Source organism: Bacillus sp. NH11B (assembly GCF_001884205.1).
GTDB lineage: Bacteria > Bacillota > Bacilli > Bacillales > Bacillaceae_G > Bacillus_A > Bacillus_A proteolyticus.
The window spans coordinates 335144-352913 of sequence record NZ_MAOG01000107.1; the positions used below are offsets into that span (position 1 = coordinate 335144).

The window sequence follows — 17770 nt, forward strand, 5'->3', positions numbered from 1 at the left end:
AAAAAATCCGATTAGTGAGGAATACATATTAACAAGCTAATTGAGAATGTTATCTTCGCTTATCTACTCTAGAAATTCCTTTTTTAGTGTATGATTACAGGAATTGTATCGTTTGTATGAATGCCCCATCTCGTTACTTAAAACTTGACAATTAAAATAAAGTTATTATATTCTTAAATTCAATAACTTACAAAATGTAAGTAGAATATATTACATTTATTTCATATTAAGTTGATATGTAATTTGGAGGATATATAATGACAAACAATGACTTTTTTAACGTTTTATATGAACGCACATCTACACGTGCATTCAACCCTGAAAAAGAAATTTCATCTACAGAATTACATGAAATTTTAAAAGCCGCTGCACAAGCACCTTCTGCTTGGAACTTGCAGCACTGGAAATTCCTTGTTTTCCAAGGCGAAAACGTACAAAAACGATTACATCCAATTGCTTATAACCAACAACAAATTCTTGATGCTTCTGCCGTAGTCGCTATTTTAGGTGATTTAGAAGCATATAAAAATGTTGAACCTGTTTACGGTCCAATTGTTGAACAAGGATTTATGAAAGAAGAAGCAAAAGAGCGCTTAGCTAAAAACATTGAATCTGCATATACTCGTGAGCAATACCCACGAGATGCTGCCTTTTCAAATGCTGCTTTAGCAGCAATGCAACTTATGCTTGCCGCTAAAGCAACTGGCTGGGATACTTGCGCTATTGGTGGCTTCAACCCGCAAGGACTAATGGAAGAATTTAATGTTTCATCTCGTTACGTACCAATTATGCTTATTACAATTGGTGAATCCACTTTAAAAGGTCACCCTGCACCGCGCATGAGCGTAGAACAAGTGAGTGAATGGGCGAAATAATAGAAAAACGAAGGTAATTTCATTACCTTCGTTTTTTTATATTCTGTCACACATCCGTAATATTACAATGTATTATTCGACATCTATACATAGAGAAATCGTAATTTTCATGCTATATCCATAAACGAATATGGCGTTTTGTGTCGAAATTTGTTAAACCACCGAAAGATAACCGTGTATTTTTGTTACAATTGTGATACAATGATAACAAATAGATAACAAGAGAGGGATTTTCATTGAGTTCATACGGAAGCTTTATCGCACTTTTAAGTTACATAGTAACTGTACTACTGCTATATTTTATTGGCGATGCTGCAAACATATCAGTGTTACAATTCCCAAAAGAAGAAGTGTTCCAATTAGAAGCAGAAAAACATACTGCACGATCCATTGCACCGCTACTCCTAGCTCTTCCTGTATATATCATCGTTTTATATAAAAGCAAAAAAGTGTAAAGGCTACCTAATTTATTTCATTTCGGTGGTCTTTACATTTTTTTGTGATATTTCCCCTATTTTAAACATCATTCCGTAATAAACACCCAGCTAGTCATTTAAAATGAGAAAATCCCCTAGTAAAAATTTCATTCTCTGTCCAGTCACCGACTGCCGAACTTACATAGATTATAAGTGTGAAGGGGGTGATGAGGATTATGTTTGGATCATTTGGATGCTGTGATAACTTTAGAGACTGTCATCATCGTGAAAGAGAGTGTGACCATCGCGACCATCGCGAGAAAGAGAAAGAAGAAGTTAGACCACAACGAACTGCTGTATGTCACGTACTTGCTAACATTTCAGTTGGAACAGAGATTTCTCTTTTAAGCATTAGAGGTAACGGAACATTCAACAATGTAATTTTTGAAGGTTTCGCTAACGGCGTTGCTCTTTTCTCTGCTTTAGCTCGTAATAACGATAACAAAGATAACAATAACAATAAAGACGGTAAGAACAATCAAAATACTTTTACTGGTATTTTACGTGTATGCCCAACTGATATCGTTGCAATCGCTATCTAATTCTGTTCCTTATCCTCTATAGTAAGAAAATAAGATTTGCTTTTCTCCTAGAAAAAACCTGAGACCGATTTCAAATCGACTCAGGTTTTTTTACTATTATATGCTTTTAACTAATTCAACAACTTCTTCAGCAGTTGACATTGTTAATGCTTTTTCTGCTAATGTTTCCATTTCTGCTTTTGACAACTTGCTTAGTTGTGTTCTTGCAGGAAGGATAGATGTTGCACTCATACTGAACTCATCTAAGCCTAATCCTAATAATAATGGGATAGCAAGTGAATCTCCCGCCATCTCACCACACATACCAGCCCATTTGCCCTCTTTGTGAGCAGCATCGATAACCATTTTTACAAGACGTAAAATAGATGGGTTATATGGTTGGTATAAGTAAGCTACTTGTTCGTTCATACGGTCCGCAGCCATTGTGTATTGGATTAAGTCATTTGTTCCGATAGAGAAGAAATCAACTTCTTTTGCGAATTGATCTGCTAATACTGCTGAAGCTGGGATTTCAACCATCATACCAACTTCAATAGAATTAGAAACAGTTGTACCCGCTTCTACAAGTTTTGCTTTCTCTTCTAATAAGATCGCTTTCGCTTGACGGAACTCATCAAGAGTTGCAATCATTGGGAACATAATTTTTAAGTTACCGTATACGCTAGCACGAAGTAATGCACGAAGTTGTGTACGGAACACATCTTGCTCATCAAGACATAAGCGAATTGCACGGTATCCTAAGAATGGGTTCATTTCTTTTGGTAAATGTAAGTATGGAAGCTCTTTATCTCCACCGATGTCAAGTGTACGAACAACGACAGGTTGACCTTCTTTTACACCTTCAAGAACTGCTTTATACGCATCGAACTGCTCTTCTTCTGTTGGAAGATTGTCACGGCCCATGTATAAGAATTCTGTACGGTATAAACCAACGCCTTCTCCGCCATTATCGATAATACCTTGTACATCATTTGGTGTTCCGATATTAGCAACAAGCTCAACGTGATGTCCATCGCTTGTTACAGTAGCTTGGTCTTTTAATTTTGCCCATACAGCTTTTTGCTCTTCAAATTTCGCCTTCTTTTCTTCAAACGAACGAAGAGTTTCTTCTGATGGATTTACAATTACTTCTCCATCTAAACCGTCAATGATTACGATATCGCCGTTTTGGATTTTCTCCATAACAACTTTCGTACCAACAACAGCTGGAATTTCCATAGAACGAGCCATAATTGCAGAGTGAGATGTACGTCCACCGATATCAGTTGTGAAACCTTTTGCATACTTACGGTTTAACTGAGCTGTATCAGATGGTGTTAAATCTTCAGCAATGATGATTACTTCTTCAGAAATTGTACCAGGATTTGAGAAGTTAATGCCTAGTAAATGTGCAAGAACGCGTTTTGTTACGTCGCGAATATCCGCAGCACGTTCTTTCATATATTCGTTATCCATGTTTTCAAACATAGAAATAAACATTGATGCAACTTCATCCATTGCAAATTCAGCATTTACTTTTTCGCTATTTACTTTATCTTTTACTGGATTTACTAATTCTGGATCATTTAATACTAATAAATGTGCTTCAAAGATAGCAGCTTTATCAGCACCTAGCTCAGCAAAAGCGTGGTCCTTAATAGCTTCTAGTTCAGATTTTGCTTTCTCAAGCGCAGCGTCTAAGCGTGCAATTTCAGCAGCTTCGTTCGTAATTGATTTCTTTTCAATGTTAAATTCAGGATTCTCAAGTCTGAAAGCCTTTGCAATAGCAATCCCACTTGATGCAGCAATCCCTTGGATATTAAGAGTCATTATTCTCCTAATCCTTCGTTTTTCATAGTTTCTTCGATAGCTGCTAGTGCTTGAGCTGCATCATCACCATTTGCAGTGATCTTAATTTCCGCGCCTTGTTGAATTCCTAAAGACATAACACCCATGATTGATTTTAAGTTAACGTTTTTTCCGTTATACTCTAAGTTAATGTCAGAACCAAATTTGCTTGCAGTGTTTACAAGTAGAGTTGCTGGACGAGCATGAATTCCTGAATCGCTAGTTACTTTAAAGATTTTTTCCATGATAATTTATCTCCTTTAAATTACGTATTTTTTTAGTTGTATAGACGTGAGTACTACATCATCTATTGTATATAATAGGCGATGTTCGGTCAACCACATCGCCTATTATAATTATAAACATTTTGCGTCAAATTCCTATTGAATGTCAATAATAGCGTTTTCGCCCTTTTTAACATTTCCATCTTTTTTCAATTCGACTTGTTGCCCTTGTTGTAAATTCGTAAAGACGATTGGTGTAATAATAGATGGTGCATTTTCTTTTACAAATGCAAGATCTACTTTTAATAATGGTTGTCCTTGCTTCACTTTATCACCTTGTGCTACAAGCGCTTCAAATCCTTCACCATTTAATTTTACAGTATCAATACCAAAGTGGATTAAAATTTCTTTTCCGCCTTCAGACTGAATACCAATCGCATGTTTTGTAGGGAATACATTTACAATCTCACCATTAACTGGAGAAACTACTGTTCCTTCTGTTGGCTCAATCGCAAATCCATCTCCCATCATTTTCCCTGAGAATACTTGGTCAGGTACTTCTGTAATCGGTAAGATTTTCCCTTCAATTGGTGAAACGATTGTTTCATTTTCATCAACTTGTTGAGGAGTTTCTTCCACTTTTACAGGCTCTTCTTTTTCAACATGAGGTGTACGACCTGACATAATATCATGAATTTGTGATTTTAATGTGTCAGATTTCGGTCCGAAAATAGCTTGAATGTTATTTCCAACTTCAAGTACACCAGCTGCTCCAAGCTCTTTTAAGCGGTCTTTATTTACATTCTTTTGTTCGTTAACTTGTACACGTAAACGAGTAATACAAGCATCTAAAGAAGCGATGTTTTCTTTACCACCAAGTGCTACTAATACTTCACGTGGAAGTTCACCTGCTTCTGTTTTTCCTGCGCCGTCATTAGCATTTGCTACTTCACGACCAGGTGTTTTTAAATCCCATTTACGAATTGCAAAGCGGAATCCGAAGTAGTAAATCACTGCTAGTACAAGACCAACAATAATTACCCACCACCATGCTGTACGGCCTGGTAGTACACCGAATAAGATAAAGTCGATTAAACCACCAGAGAACGTCATACCAATTTTAACACCTAAAATTTGCATTGTCATAAATGATAGACCAGCGAATACTGCGTGAATTCCGAATAATACTGGTGCTACGAATAAGAATGAAAATTCAAGTGGTTCTGTAATACCTGTTAAGAAAGATGTTAATGCAGCAGAACCTAAAATACCTGCTGCTAATTTTTTATTTTCTGGACGTGCTTCATGGTACATTGCTAAAGCGGCAGCTGGAAGACCGAACATCATGAACGGATACTTACCAGTTGTAAATGTACCTGCTGTTAATTCTACACCATCTTTTAACTGTGCCATAAAGATTTTTTGGTCACCGCGGATTAATTCGCCAGCTGCATTTGTATACTGACCGAATTCGAACCAGAACGGTGAATAGAAAATATGATGTAATCCAAATGGAATTAATGAACGTTCAATTAAACCGAATATAAATGCTGCTAACGTTCTATTTGCATCAATCATTTGATGTGAGAACGTATTTAAGCCACCTTGAATGTATGGCCAAACGAAGCACATGATAATACCTACTACTAAAGAGAATGTTGCAGTTGCGATCGGTACGAAACGCTTACCTGCAAAGAAACCTAAGTATGATGGTAATTCAATGTTGAAGTATTTATTGTAGCAATATGCAGCTACTATCCCGACGATAATACCACCAAATACTCCTGTTTGTAGCGTTGGAATTCCTAATACGTTTGCATATGCTGGATCTGCAAATCCAATTTTCACTGGATCTGTTCCAGAACTTGTTACTTTCACTAGCTTATCTACTTCTAAGAACACACTCATCGTTTTGTTCATAATTAAGTAGCCGACGAATGCTGCTAAACCAGCTACTCCGTCTCCACCGGCTAAACCGATCGCTACCCCAACTGCGAATAATAATGCAAGGTTAGCGAAAATAATATCACCCGATTGTTCCATAATTTTTGCAACCATTACGAACCAATCTGCTTTTAAAGCAGGAATAACATTTGTTAGCTGTGGATTTTGAAATGCATTACCAAATCCAAGTAAAATACCTGCTGCCGGTAAAATCGCTACTGGAAGCATAAGCGCTTTTCCGACTTTTTGAAGAACACCAAAGATCTTCTTAAACATGGAAACCCTTCCTCTCTTATCTATATTGATACTTTTCGACAAACGCCAAAAAGGCATGAGGAAAAAAAGATAGAACGATAGCTATACAAAGGGTAGTATGTCCCTTTATTTAGCTTACATTCCCAACTTTTCTCCACTCATGCCTGATCGAATCAGTAACACGTGTCAAAAATAGGATTACGTATAAGTTCACTATAATTAAGGCAAACGTTTTCGTTACTTACCTTAATGTGTTTGTCGAATTTTGTATAACTTTGCAATAGTTATTATACATAACTATTGTAAGCGATTCAATCATTTTTTTTAACGTTTTCATTTTAGACAAAAATATATGTCTTTTTACACATGTTCTGCTTTCACTAATCGTTGTAAATGCATCGTTAAATAAATACTCTCCGCTTCATATACAGGAAGTTGCAATTCTTTCTGCATTACTTTGACTAGTTTCCACGCCAAATTATAACAAACTGGATATTCCAACTTTAATAAATCAGCAAAACTCTGTGCTTCTTCTACTTTTTCTCCTTTTTTCACCCGCTCAATAGCATATTGTAAATGGCGAATAAGGCGTAAATAATGAATGCTTTCTTGGTCTAATGTAATTTGTAGGCTTGTCTCAATTAAAGACACAAGTTGTGCAATAAGACGAGAATTTTGATTAACAGAAGATAAATCAGAGTTTGTAAGCGAGCTGTAAATGTGAAGTGCGATAAAGCCAACTTCCCCTTCTGGCAATGTAATTTGCAAACGAGAATTTAAAAGATCTACAACACCTTCAGCGATTTCATATTCCTCTGGATATAGCATTTTCGTTTCAACTAAAAAAGGATTATCTATTGTAAGTCCTTGTTTCAGCCTTTTAATTGCAAAAGAAATATGATCTGTTAAAGCAATGTGAATATGTTCATTTAATGGCGATTTTGCCTTTTCTTGAATGTAGAACATAATATCATTCATCAATTCAATTAGCTTTTCACTCACATGTGGTACTAAAAGTTTGTATTGTTCACGATCACGTTCATTTTTTAAAACAAACATTTTCTCAATTTGTTCTTGCTCCAACACATCTTCAGCCTTTTTCCCAAATCCAATTCCTTTACCAATCACTACTACTTCCTCGTGTTCAGGATGGCTAGCAATGATGACATTATTATTTAAAACTTTTTTAATTTCTAGATAATTACTCATATAACACCACCCTCGTACTTAAATAGCCTACTTTTATGTTACAGAATATTCTTCTTTGTCGTCAATGTAAAACATCTACCATTTAATAAAAATTCATTTTTTAGACATGTTTGTATATGATGCGTATAATGTAAGGGCAACTGTACATAGAAAGGAGATTGCAACATGATTAAAATGTTTGTAAGTGATATTGATGGAACGATGATGCAACACGGAGGTTTTATTGACGAACAAGATGTTATCGCTTTACGCAGCTTAGCTGAACAAAATGTAATTCTTTGTTTCGCTTCTGGAAGACTTGATAATGAAATTGCAGACTTAATGAGAGCGGTTAATACAAATTTCCATCGCATTAGTGTAAATGGTGTTTTTGTATATACACATGAAAATAAGCAGCTATTATCTGCAACTTTCGATTCCAGCATTCTTCCAGATTTGTTAGCTATGACAAATGAAGACCCTTATTTCCGTTATGTAAGTGATGAACATAACTACTACATTGAAGAAAAAACACCGTTTATTCATGAACTTGAACAACAAGTAACGATGACTTCTGTTGAAGAACCTAATCTATTACAGAAAATTGATGATACAATTTTTCCAAATAAAATTTCTGTCGGTGGAACGAAGGAAAGCTTACAACTCCTCCAGAAAAAAATTGATGAAAAATTTCATGGAAAAGTTAGCACCTTCATTTCAGCAGAACAATGTTTAGATGTAATGCCACCTAATATTAGTAAAGGTTCTGCTATTTCTATTTTATTAAAAGAATTTCAAATACAACCAGAGGAAATTGCTTGCATAGGGGATTCTTATAATGATATTCCAATGTTCTCTTTAACTCCTCACAGTTTTGCTATGTCTCAAGCAGATGACGCAGTAAAAGAGCACGCTCACTATGTAGTAAATACGGTTAAAGATGCAGTTAACCACGTAATTGCTCATAATAAAAATACGACTCACTCCTTATAAGGATGAGTCGTATTTTTATTTCTTTACATGTTGAAAACATCAAAGTTCACTGTACTTCACAAACTGAAATATATTACTTGTTACGTGCGATGTTCGTAATAAACTTATAACGGTCACCACGATAAATACATTTCACATACTCTAACGGTAACTCACCTTCTGAATAAGACCATTGACGCATTACAAGTACAGGCGCCTTTTTAGGAATATGCAGATGTTCAGCTTCGTTATCCGTTGCAATTGAAGCCTCAATTGACTGAGTAGCGCGAACTAGCTTAAAGCCCAGTTTTTTCTCTAAATGTTCATATAAAGATTGTTGCAATATTTCTTCGTTAATATCTTTCACAAGAGTTGGCGACAAATATGTCGTCTCAAATGCAATCGGTTCGTCATCAGCTAAGCGAGTACGCCTCACCTCATAAACCGATTCTCCCTCTTGTATTCTTAGCCGGTCTGCTATTTTAGCAGTAGCTGGAACTAGGCGGAAACTTAATAACTGGCTGCTCGGTTTCATACCACGAGAAATCATGTCTTCTGTGAATCCCGTCATCCCTTGCAACTTTTGCTCCACTTTCGGAAGTTGGACGAACGTTCCAATTCCACGCTTCCGGTATAAATACCCTTGTTCCACTAAGTTATTAATTGCCTGTCTGATTGTCATACGACTCACTTCGAACTTATCACAAAGTTCATTCTCAGATGGAATTTTATCTCCCGGCTTCCATTCGCCGTCCTCAATTAGCTGTTTCACCCACTCTTGAATCTGATAATAGATCGGAAATGGTGAATACTTGTCGATGTTCATCAGCAATCGCCTCACTGCATAAAGATAGAGCTTCTGGATCTGCGATTACGGTTACATTCGGATGACGTTGTAAAACTGTAGCAGGACACGCCTCACTATATTCACCTTGCAATAATTCTTTAATAGCTTCTGCCTTTTTAGATCCCATAGCAACAAGTAGAATTTGTTTCGCTTTCATAATGCTTCCAATTCCCATTGTAATCGCATGAGTCGGCACATCTTCTTCATTTTCAAAGAAGCGAAGATTTGCTTGGCGTGTAGATTCTGTTAATTCCACAATGTTAGTTGGAGAATTAAATGGTGTTCCTGGCTCATTAAATCCGATGTGACCGTTTTCACCGATTCCAAGAATCTGTAAGTCAACTGGGTTAGCTGCTAGAATGCCTTCATAACGCTTGCACTCTTCCTCTAAATCACTTGCCATCCCGTTTGGTACATAAGTTTGTTTAAATGGAAGATGATCAAACAACTGTTCTTGCATGAAATAGTGATAGCTGTTTTTATCTTCGTGTGGTAAATTTACGTACTCATCTAAGTTTACAGTGGTTGTATGACTTGTATCAAGTTTATTTTTTCGCATTTCTGCATAAATACCTAATGGAGAGCTTCCTGTAGCCATTCCTAATGTTGGATTTTCTTTTAATTTTACAACTTCTTCAATTAACTTGAAACCTGCTTCTGCTAATTCTTCTGGAGTTTTTACAACAAGAATGTTCATCTAATTACTTCCCTTCCTTCATATGAATTCCTAAACGAACCGTATCATATACATGTAATTCTTCAGTCATAACAACAAAGTCTGCATCTTTACCTGCCGCTAACGCACCTTTATTATTTAATCCAAACTCTTCTGCTTGGTTAACCGATGTCATGAGTACTGCATCCTCGATTGAACATCCTGTAAATTCAATTACATTTCGGAAAGCTTGATCCATTTTCAAAATACTACCAGCTAACGTTCCATCTTCTAATCGGGCACTGCCATCTTTTACATGTACTGGCTGTCCGCCAAGCTCATATAATCCATCTTCAAGACCTTTTGCACGCATTGCATCTGTAATGACACTTACTTTTTTCGGTCCTTTTAATTTATATGCTAATTTCACCATATCAGGGTGAATGTGAATACCATCTGTAATTACTTCAACCATTACATCTGGATTTAATAACACATGACCAACAACTCCTGGTTCACGGTGATGTAATCCACGCATTTGATTGTATAAATGTGTTGCATGTGTAATTTTTCTATTTTTCAGTTGTGCATCAATCGCATCTGTATGCCCCATTGTGCCAACAACACCTGTTTCAGCAAGATACCGTTCAAACTCTAACGCACCTTCTTCTTCCGGTGCATATGTTACTAATTTAATTAGATTACCGCTTGCTTCCTGCCATTGTTTAAATTGCTCGATACTCGCAGGAACAATATGTTCAAGTGGTTGTGCACCCGCACGTTTTTTTGAAACATATGGTCCTTCTAAGTGAATATATTCGAAATGTGCTCCCTTATCTTTCGCTTCCTTCGCAGCACTTAGCGCCGCTTCAATCGCTTCTGGAGCTTGTGTCATTGTTGTTGGGAAGTAAGTTGTAACTCCTTCTTTTAACATTTCTTTACCAAGAGTTACTAATCCATCGCTATTTGCATCCATCGCATCAATATCGTATCCACCATGAATATGAACATCAATCATACCTGGAATCACAATCTTTCCTGCCGCATCTAACACAGTTTCATTTTCTTGTGATACATATTGAGCCATCAAACCAATTTCTTTAATTGTTTCTGCGTAACGAATAAATCCGTTTTCCACTACTTCTTTACCTGTATAAATTTTGGCATTGATGACAACTTGCGTTTTCATTTTCATCGATCCTTTCCCATGAAATACCTACTTGTTATTATTACCTTATTCGCCTAATTCCATCTTAATATACACACGAGTAGTTGTCTATACATTCTAATGAAATTTCCTCTTCATTCAGCAGAAAAAAGGAAATTTATTTCTTTTTCATTATAATATATGTTATTCATTTTTTCCAAAATGGAAAATACCTTCTTATATAATTAATTACTTAAGTAATGGCATAAGACCGCTCGACCCCATAGTAATATGTTCACCGTCTGTTTCTATTTCTACTGTACGCTTGTTTGTTCCGTATATCATTATACCACGCTGTTTTAATCGTCTTACAACACTTTGATGAGGATGTCCATATGGATTTCTACTCCCGTACGAAAGAATAGCGAATTGTGGGTCTACTTTTTTTAAAAATGTTTCACTCGTTGAAGTATACGAGCCATGATGCCCTACTTTTAATATATCTGCATGTACATCAAATTGCTTTAATATTTCATTTTCTGTCCGTATATCAGCATCACCCATTAATAAAAAGTCCGCTTTACCATATCGAATCTTTAATACAATTGAAGACTCGTTATTCTCGTCTTTCGATTTCCCATTGTTCAATACTTGTATAGAAACATGTGGATCTAGCGGTATGTATTGTCCTTCCTTCACTGAAATGAAAGGAATGCCCCTTTTTTTAATATTATTTCGATACGTATGATAAGTAAATGAACTATATGTTTTCCCGCTATCTAATACGAGGGAAACTGGCATTTGCTCTACAATTGGAATAAGTCCTCCTATATGGTCCATATCAGGATGAGTACTTACAATCACATCTAAATGATTAATTCTTTTTTCAATTAGTTTTTGAATAATGACCTCTCCCGCTTCATAAGGCCCCCCATCTATTAACATCGTTTGACCATTTGGCAATGTAATAAGTGTCGCATCACCTTGTCCAACTTTTAAAAAACTCACTTTCATTTTACCAAAATGTTGCCGCTGCATATGTATAGAAGACGCAGTATGAATAGACATCATATATCTTTTAGCCGATGCGCTGTTTAACGTAAAACATAATAAAACAGAAACCAACAATAGAATATTCCGTACACCTCTCATAACTCGTCTCCTTTTTTCATTTAGTATGGCACGCTCTGTAATTGATATACAAAAAAAGCTTAGCAAAATGCTAAGCTTTTATTTTGATAATTCCTGTAAAGAACCGAAGAATAAATCTGCTTCATTCATTTGTTCATTTTCTTCCGAAAGAGGTGGTAAATCATCTAGCGTTTTCAATCCAAATGTATCTAAAAACTCTTTCGTCGTTCCGTATAAGATAGGACGCCCCGGCCCTTCTGCTCTTCCCATTTCTTTTATAAGTAAGTGTGAAACTAACGTTTGTAATGCCTTGTCTGTTTTCACTCCTCGAATCTCTTCCATTTCTGTCCTTGTAATCGGTTGACGGTACGCAACGATTGCCAACGTTTCAAGAGCTGCTTGAGACAGTGAAGCCGTTGTTGGGGTATCTATTAATTTTTGATAGTATGCCGCATGTTCTTTCTTTGTTGCAAAACGATACACTTTTGCATATTGTACAATTTGCAAACCGCGGTTCGATCCTTCACATTCTTTTTGCATTTCCTCTATACTATTTATTACTTCTTCCACTTCAACTTCCAGAACTTTAGCTATCTGTTCCGGATAAATCCCTTCGTCACCTGCAACAAATAAAAGCCCTTCAATAATCGCTTTTTGTTCTTTTCTATCCATTTTACGAACTCCTTCCTCCTATTTTTCTATAAAAATACACATAAAAAAACCGAATCACAGTAAATGCGTTCGGTTCAATATTTCTTCTCTCGTTCCAAACGATACATTAAAACCTAACATGAGATAAAATATTTCTACCCCATCTTCATATGCTGGCTCTATACGGATTTACTAGAGCTTGATACGAAAATTTCATCAAAATTATGTTCTTGCTCAATTATGATTTGTTGATTTTTCATCAGCTCAAGAACCGCTAAAAATGTTACAACCATTATTTCACGTTCTTCATCAGCAAACAAATCATAAAAGCTTTGACGACCGCCTTTTACTTCTAACTGTTGTAGAATATCAGTCATTCGCTGTTCAATTGGTATTTCTTGGCGAGTAATTCGCGTTGTTACGGGTTTCTTTGCTTTTTTACGACGCATTAGCTTTTGAAATGCCGCTAACATATCATATAACGTAACATCAAGAGGTAAACTTGTCTCCTCTTCTTGTTGAAATGATGTAAAATCAATTGGCGGACGTGTATATAGCTGTGCTCTTTCTTGTTCTCTTTCTTTTAACTCAGTAGCAACTTGCTTATATTTCTTATATTCAATTAACCTCTCCATCAATTCTTGACGAGGGTCATCTATAAAGTCTTCACCGTTATCAGGTACATCTTCTTCTTGTTTCGGTAACAACATTTTACTTTTAATTTGTAATAACGTTGCAGCCATTACTAAATACTCACTGGCAACATCTAATTGTAGTTCTTTCATCGTATGGACATAAGATAGATATTGCTCTGTAATTTCCGCTACAGGAATATTATATATATCAATTTCGTAACGATGTATTAAGTGTAACAATAGATCTAAAGGCCCTTCAAAAGCCTCTACTTTAAAATTATACTGCACAAAGCATCCCACCACATTTTTTCTATAACAACATAAGTATAGAGCATACTCATGTTCTATCCAACCTTTTTAAGAAATTTAATTAAAAATAGACCTATGCCCATGTCATAATGCCCACCGCTTCATATGATAACAATGTAGTAAGAACAATGTAGGAGGTCAAAAAACTATGGGTCACGTTGATTGCGGTTTTAGCGGTGGATTCGCATTACTTGTTGTACTGTTCATTTTACTAATCATTGTAGGAGCAGCTTGCTTCTGCTAATATGAAGCAATAAAGCGACCAGGGATATTTCCCTAGTCGCTTATTGTTAATATTTCTATGATACACTGTACATATAACCGTTAGACAGGAGCGAAAAAAATGTATCCTACCGAGTACATACAATTTTTAATTCATTTTCACGGAGACTATGATTATTTTGAATGTCATGAAATACTAGAAGAGTATTGGAAATTAAAGCCTAGAGGAGAACGTGACAATTACTTAGTCGGTCTCATTCAAATTGCTGTTTCCTTATACCATCATAGACGATCCAATTGGAATGGTGCAGAGAAGATGATAAAAAGCGCAATAACAATTTTAGAAAAGAACAGCGCGCAATTACATCAATTCGGAATAGATCATAAACAACTTACATTCTTATTAAATGAAAGATTACAATCTATCCACAAAAAGGAAAATTTCGCCCCGTTATTTTTACCATTATTAGACGTATCGTTAGAAAAACAATGCATACAGTTATGTACGAAACAAAACCTCTCTTGGAAAGATGCGAACGTTATTCCTGGTGAATGCATCATAAATAAGCACACATTGCGTGATCGAACAGAAGTTATTTCTGAACGACACGAACAACTACAAAAAAGAAAGCAGAGATAATAAACTACTTATCCCTGCTTTTATGAATGTATATTTTGTTCAAACTCTTTACACTTTTTGCAAAAACTTGCTGTTTGCTCATTTCCGCAAATTGTAAACTCAAGGAATTTACTCTTAAGCTCTTGAACCATCTTCGTCCCAATACCCATATGACGGTGAGACGGATTCACGCTCAAATGCTGAATTTCCAATACCTGATCTTCTTTTTTTATAATCCCCATTATCCCAACAAAATCTTCATTTTGTTTCCACAAATACAATTGCCAATCCTCTTTCGCCTCATACTCTTTCATTGTCAATTGTAATGTTTTCACATCTTTTTCAGTTGGCATAAATGAAAGAAGCCCCATTGCAATTTTTTCATAACTTTTTTTAAAACGAATTAACATAACCCTTATCCCTTCTTACAAAAGTTACAAACTATTTATCCCCTCAGTCACTCTTTTCATATCACATTCATTCTACAATATTTTTAACAGAGTGAGAAGAGGCTGAAACAACTTGATAATCATACAAAGCGTTAAGAAGAAAGTCAAATATATGTTTCCACGCTATTTTTTTCTATTATACCGCTCAGAAAAGAGACAATACTGTATAGAAACTAAAAGGAGAATCCCCCTGCTCATCACATTTTAATTATTAATCACTTTTGAACGAAATAGTTCTATTAAAAACAATATGTTAAGAGAAATCCATTTATTGAAGCATATAATTGGTACTCCATTCTATGTATTTTGTTAAAATTATGTTCTCATGAACAATATATTTTAACGTTAGTAGCCGTCCTATTTACATCATATATTTCGAGATATATACCAATTATTGTTCATACGAAATAAAAAAAGAGAGCATAATCGCTCTCTTTTTCTTGTAACTTATTCTTCCCAAACTTTAACTTCTTTCATTACATCGCCTTGACGCATGTTTAATACTGTTTCAATACCGCTTGTTGCTTTACCGAATACAGTATGTACGCCATCTAAATGCGGCTGTGGCTCATGAACAACAAAGAATTGGCTACCACCTGTGTTACGGCCAGCATGTGCCATAGAAAGTGAGCCAACAAGATGTCTATGAGGATTTCCATCAGTTTCACATGGGATAGAGTAACCTGGGCCACCTGCTCCTGTGCCTGTTGGGTCTCCACCTTGGCTTACGAAGCCAGGAATAACGCGGTGGAATGTCACACCATCATAAAATCCTTGCTCTGCTAATTTTTTAAAGTTTTCTACTGTTTTTGGTGCCTCTTCTGGGAAAAATTCTAATTCGATTTTTTCACCATTTTCCATTAATATGTATCCTAAAGTTTTCATACGTATATGTCTCCTTTCAATTATCTCAGCACTATATTACCACATTCATGACTAGAAACAAAAAGAATCCGACAATCTACATACTTCTTTTTTGAAATGTGGAAAAAGCTAGGTGACAAATAAGAAATATATACTATAATAACTGTGTTGCCCGAAAATTTTAGAAAGAGAAAGGGAGCGATTTTTCGTGAAAACGAAATTACTAGCTCTGCTATTAGCTGTAGCCGTATTTATGATACCAACAGCTTCATTTGCAGACATCATTGAGGGAGAATCAATTGTCACACTAGGAGAGAACTTATCTGAGCAACAAAAACAAGATCTGTTAAAAGAAATGAAAGCGCCAAAAGATGCTACAATCATTACTGTGTCTAATGCAGAAGAACATAAATTTCTAGAAGGAATTGTACCAAAAGCGCAAATTGGTACGAGAGCAATTTCCTCTTCTATGATTACATACACAAAACCAGGATCTGGTCTCATTGTACGTTCAAAAAACATTAATTCGATAACAGATGCAATGTACACAAACGCACTTATTACAGCGGGTGTGAAAGATGCAGAGATTCAAATTACTGCACCATTTAAAGTTTCAGGAACTGCTGCTTTAACAGGTTTAATGAAGGCCTATGAAACAACCTCGAACAAAACAATTCCTGAGGAAGTAAAAAAAGTAGCCAATGAAGAAATGGTACAAACAGCCCAGCTTGGTGATAAAATCGGTGAAGAAAAAGCAGTTCAACTTGTTGCAAAAATTAAAGAAGAAATTGCAAAAGAACAGCCAAAAACAACTGAAGATTTACGTTCATTAATTAAAAAAATCGCTGATCAACTCGGCATTACATTGACAGATGAACAGTTAGATAACTTAGTAGCGTTATTTGATAAAATGAAAAATCTTAATATCGATTGGAATCAAGTTGGCAGTCAATTAGATAAAGCAAAAGAACACGTTTCAGCCTTTTTAGGATCTGAAGAAGGGCAAAGTTTCCTAGATAAAGTTAAAGATTTCTTCTCTAGTATCATTGATTTCGTTAAATCTTTATTCAAGTAAAAAAGAAGCTCGTCAGTGACGAGCTTCTTTTTTATACAAGTAACGGTAATTTCATAACAGCTTCTTCAACAGAACGAACAACATGATTTGCTTTCTCCTTCACATACGGATGAGCATGATGGAGGGTGAAGGAATGCGGGGTTACTTCAAACATAGAAATATCATTGAAAGAATCTCCAATACACGCAACTTCATTTGCTTCAATTTGCAAATGTTCCATTAATCGCTTCAGAGCGCTTCCTTTACTTACACCTCTTGGCATAATATCAACATAGCGCTTACCCGATATAAAAACTTCCGCTTCGCTATGAAATGTATCTCGCAACTCTTGATCTAATGCTACAATTTTTTCTTCTTCACCAAAAACAAATAATTTTGCTGGATGTACAGTTTTCCCAAATTCCTCTTCTAACGCTTCAATTTCAGCAATATGCACTCCCATATACTCTTCAAAAGTATGATGATTTTCATTCTTTCTTTTTGTATATCGCTGCTCATTTGCACAAACAATATCTGCTAGTCCCTTGTTATGTATATATCGATATATTTCCTGGGCAACTCTATCTTCAAAATTTGATTCATGAAATATTTTTCCGTTTGGTAGTATCATTGTCGCCCCATTTAAACCAGTTGTATAATACGGGAATGAAAACCTTTTTACGACTTCATCAATTCGGTGAGTAAAGCGGCCAGAGGCAAAACAAATATTTGTCCCTTTTTCAGCCAGCCAACAAAGTGCACGTTCATCTTCTTTTTGCATATCATTCACATTGTAAACGAGCGTGTCATCTAAATCACTTACAAATAATTTAATCATGTCCTCTTCCCCTCTCATACACAATATCTACTCTAAGTGTACACAA

Annotated in this window: 20 protein-coding genes; 7 read left to right on the top strand and 13 right to left on the bottom strand. The window is 35.7% G+C overall.

Annotation, left to right across the window (positions count from 1 at the left end; translation table 11 throughout):
- The first annotated feature begins 257 nt into the window (after positions 1-257).
- From BAU27_RS18050 to BAU27_RS18060, 3 genes are all read left to right on the top strand, one after another.
- Positions 258-875 (top strand): nitroreductase family protein, encoded by a 618-nt coding sequence (locus tag BAU27_RS18050; protein ID WP_071771568.1) that lies wholly within the window; start codon positions 258-260, stop codon positions 873-875.
- Between the two features lie 236 nt (positions 876-1111).
- On the top strand, positions 1112-1330 hold the full coding sequence (locus tag BAU27_RS18055; RefSeq protein ID WP_071746940.1) for a hypothetical protein: 219 nt from the start codon (positions 1112-1114) through the stop codon (positions 1328-1330).
- 197 nt (positions 1331-1527) lie between these two features.
- Positions 1528-1893 (top strand): DUF3915 domain-containing protein, encoded by a 366-nt coding sequence (locus BAU27_RS18060; RefSeq protein WP_071771569.1) that lies wholly within the window; start codon positions 1528-1530, stop codon positions 1891-1893.
- A 96-nt stretch (positions 1894-1989) separates the two neighbouring features.
- Here the strand turns inward: BAU27_RS18060 and ptsP are convergent, their stop codons facing one another.
- The 4 genes from ptsP to glcT all read right to left on the bottom strand — a co-directional run bounded on the left by ptsP (position 1990) and on the right by glcT (position 7352).
- Positions 1990-3702: a phosphoenolpyruvate--protein phosphotransferase gene (gene ptsP / locus BAU27_RS18065; protein WP_071771570.1), complete on the bottom strand. Its 1713-nt coding sequence runs from the start codon at positions 3700-3702 to the stop codon at positions 1990-1992.
- On the bottom strand, positions 3702-3965 hold the full coding sequence (gene ptsH / locus BAU27_RS18070; RefSeq protein ID WP_000411079.1) for a phosphocarrier protein HPr: 264 nt from the start codon (positions 3963-3965) through the stop codon (positions 3702-3704). The genes ptsP and ptsH overlap by 1 nt, the downstream gene beginning before the upstream one ends.
- A gap of 135 nt (positions 3966-4100) precedes the next feature.
- Positions 4101-6164 carry a PTS glucose transporter subunit IIABC gene (gene ptsG / locus BAU27_RS18075; protein WP_071746943.1) on the bottom strand — a complete coding sequence of 688 codons (2064 nt, stop codon included), beginning with the start codon at positions 6162-6164 and terminating at the stop codon, positions 4101-4103.
- Positions 6165-6503: 339 nt separating this feature from the next.
- Positions 6504-7352 carry a glucose PTS transporter transcription antiterminator GlcT gene (glcT, locus tag BAU27_RS18080; protein ID WP_071746944.1) on the bottom strand — a complete coding sequence of 283 codons (849 nt, stop codon included), beginning with the start codon at positions 7350-7352 and terminating at the stop codon, positions 6504-6506.
- A 165-nt stretch (positions 7353-7517) separates the two neighbouring features.
- Between glcT and BAU27_RS18085 the strand changes: the two genes are divergently transcribed.
- Entirely contained in the window at positions 7518-8324 is an 807-nt protein-coding gene (locus BAU27_RS18085; protein WP_071771571.1) for a Cof-type HAD-IIB family hydrolase, read from the top strand.
- A gap of 73 nt (positions 8325-8397) precedes the next feature.
- Here BAU27_RS18085 and phnF read toward each other — a convergent pair whose 3' ends face one another.
- The 6 genes from phnF to scpA all read right to left on the bottom strand — a co-directional run bounded on the left by phnF (position 8398) and on the right by scpA (position 13657).
- Positions 8398-9129: a phosphonate metabolism transcriptional regulator PhnF gene (phnF, locus tag BAU27_RS18090; RefSeq protein ID WP_071746946.1), complete on the bottom strand. Its 732-nt coding sequence runs from the start codon at positions 9127-9129 to the stop codon at positions 8398-8400.
- Positions 9059-9847, bottom strand: coding sequence for a glucosamine-6-phosphate deaminase (gene nagB / locus BAU27_RS18095; protein ID WP_071746947.1), 789 nt, complete (start codon positions 9845-9847; stop codon positions 9059-9061). Before nagB ends, phnF begins: the two co-directional genes overlap by 71 nt.
- A 4-nt stretch (positions 9848-9851) precedes the next feature.
- The gene (nagA, locus tag BAU27_RS18100) at positions 9852-10994 is read right to left on the bottom strand and encodes an N-acetylglucosamine-6-phosphate deacetylase (protein WP_071747014.1); all 1143 of its coding nucleotides are present in this window, start codon (positions 10992-10994) and stop codon (positions 9852-9854) included.
- 207 nt (positions 10995-11201) lie between these two features.
- Entirely contained in the window at positions 11202-12104 is a 903-nt protein-coding gene (locus BAU27_RS18105; protein WP_071771572.1) for a ComEC/Rec2 family competence protein, read from the bottom strand.
- Between the two features lie 78 nt (positions 12105-12182).
- The gene (gene scpB / locus BAU27_RS18110; protein ID WP_000375161.1) at positions 12183-12755 is read right to left on the bottom strand and encodes an SMC-Scp complex subunit ScpB; all 573 of its coding nucleotides are present in this window, start codon (positions 12753-12755) and stop codon (positions 12183-12185) included.
- Between the two features lie 158 nt (positions 12756-12913).
- On the bottom strand, positions 12914-13657 hold the full coding sequence (gene scpA, locus BAU27_RS18120) for a segregation/condensation protein A (RefSeq protein ID WP_001199766.1): 744 nt from the start codon (positions 13655-13657) through the stop codon (positions 12914-12916).
- A 169-nt stretch (positions 13658-13826) separates the two neighbouring features.
- Here scpA and BAU27_RS18125 point away from each other — a divergent pair, with 169 nt between their 5' ends.
- Entirely contained in the window at positions 13827-13922 is a 96-nt protein-coding gene (locus tag BAU27_RS18125) for a YjcZ family sporulation protein (RefSeq protein WP_000510194.1), read from the top strand.
- A 99-nt stretch (positions 13923-14021) separates the two neighbouring features.
- The gene (locus BAU27_RS18130; RefSeq protein WP_071771573.1) at positions 14022-14540 is read left to right on the top strand and encodes a DUF309 domain-containing protein; all 519 of its coding nucleotides are present in this window, start codon (positions 14022-14024) and stop codon (positions 14538-14540) included.
- 20 nt (positions 14541-14560) lie between these two features.
- Here BAU27_RS18130 and ribT read toward each other — a convergent pair whose 3' ends face one another.
- Together ribT and BAU27_RS18140 are read right to left on the bottom strand one after the other, a co-directional pair.
- Positions 14561-14929: a GNAT family N-acetyltransferase RibT gene (gene ribT / locus BAU27_RS18135; RefSeq protein ID WP_071746952.1), complete on the bottom strand. Its 369-nt coding sequence runs from the start codon at positions 14927-14929 to the stop codon at positions 14561-14563.
- 486 nt (positions 14930-15415) lie between these two features.
- Positions 15416-15853 carry a peptidylprolyl isomerase gene (locus BAU27_RS18140; protein ID WP_000853789.1) on the bottom strand — a complete coding sequence of 146 codons (438 nt, stop codon included), beginning with the start codon at positions 15851-15853 and terminating at the stop codon, positions 15416-15418.
- Positions 15854-16040: 187 nt separating this feature from the next.
- On the opposite strand from BAU27_RS18140, the gene BAU27_RS18145 reads away from it, so the two are divergent.
- A complete protein-coding gene (locus BAU27_RS18145) occupies positions 16041-16907 on the top strand; it encodes a DUF1002 domain-containing protein (protein ID WP_071771574.1) in 867 nt (288 codons plus the stop codon).
- Between the two features lie 31 nt (positions 16908-16938).
- Here the strand turns inward: BAU27_RS18145 and BAU27_RS18150 are convergent, their stop codons facing one another.
- Positions 16939-17742 carry an HAD family hydrolase gene (locus BAU27_RS18150; RefSeq protein ID WP_071771575.1) on the bottom strand — a complete coding sequence of 268 codons (804 nt, stop codon included), beginning with the start codon at positions 17740-17742 and terminating at the stop codon, positions 16939-16941.
- Between the last annotated feature and the right edge of the window lie 28 nt (positions 17743-17770).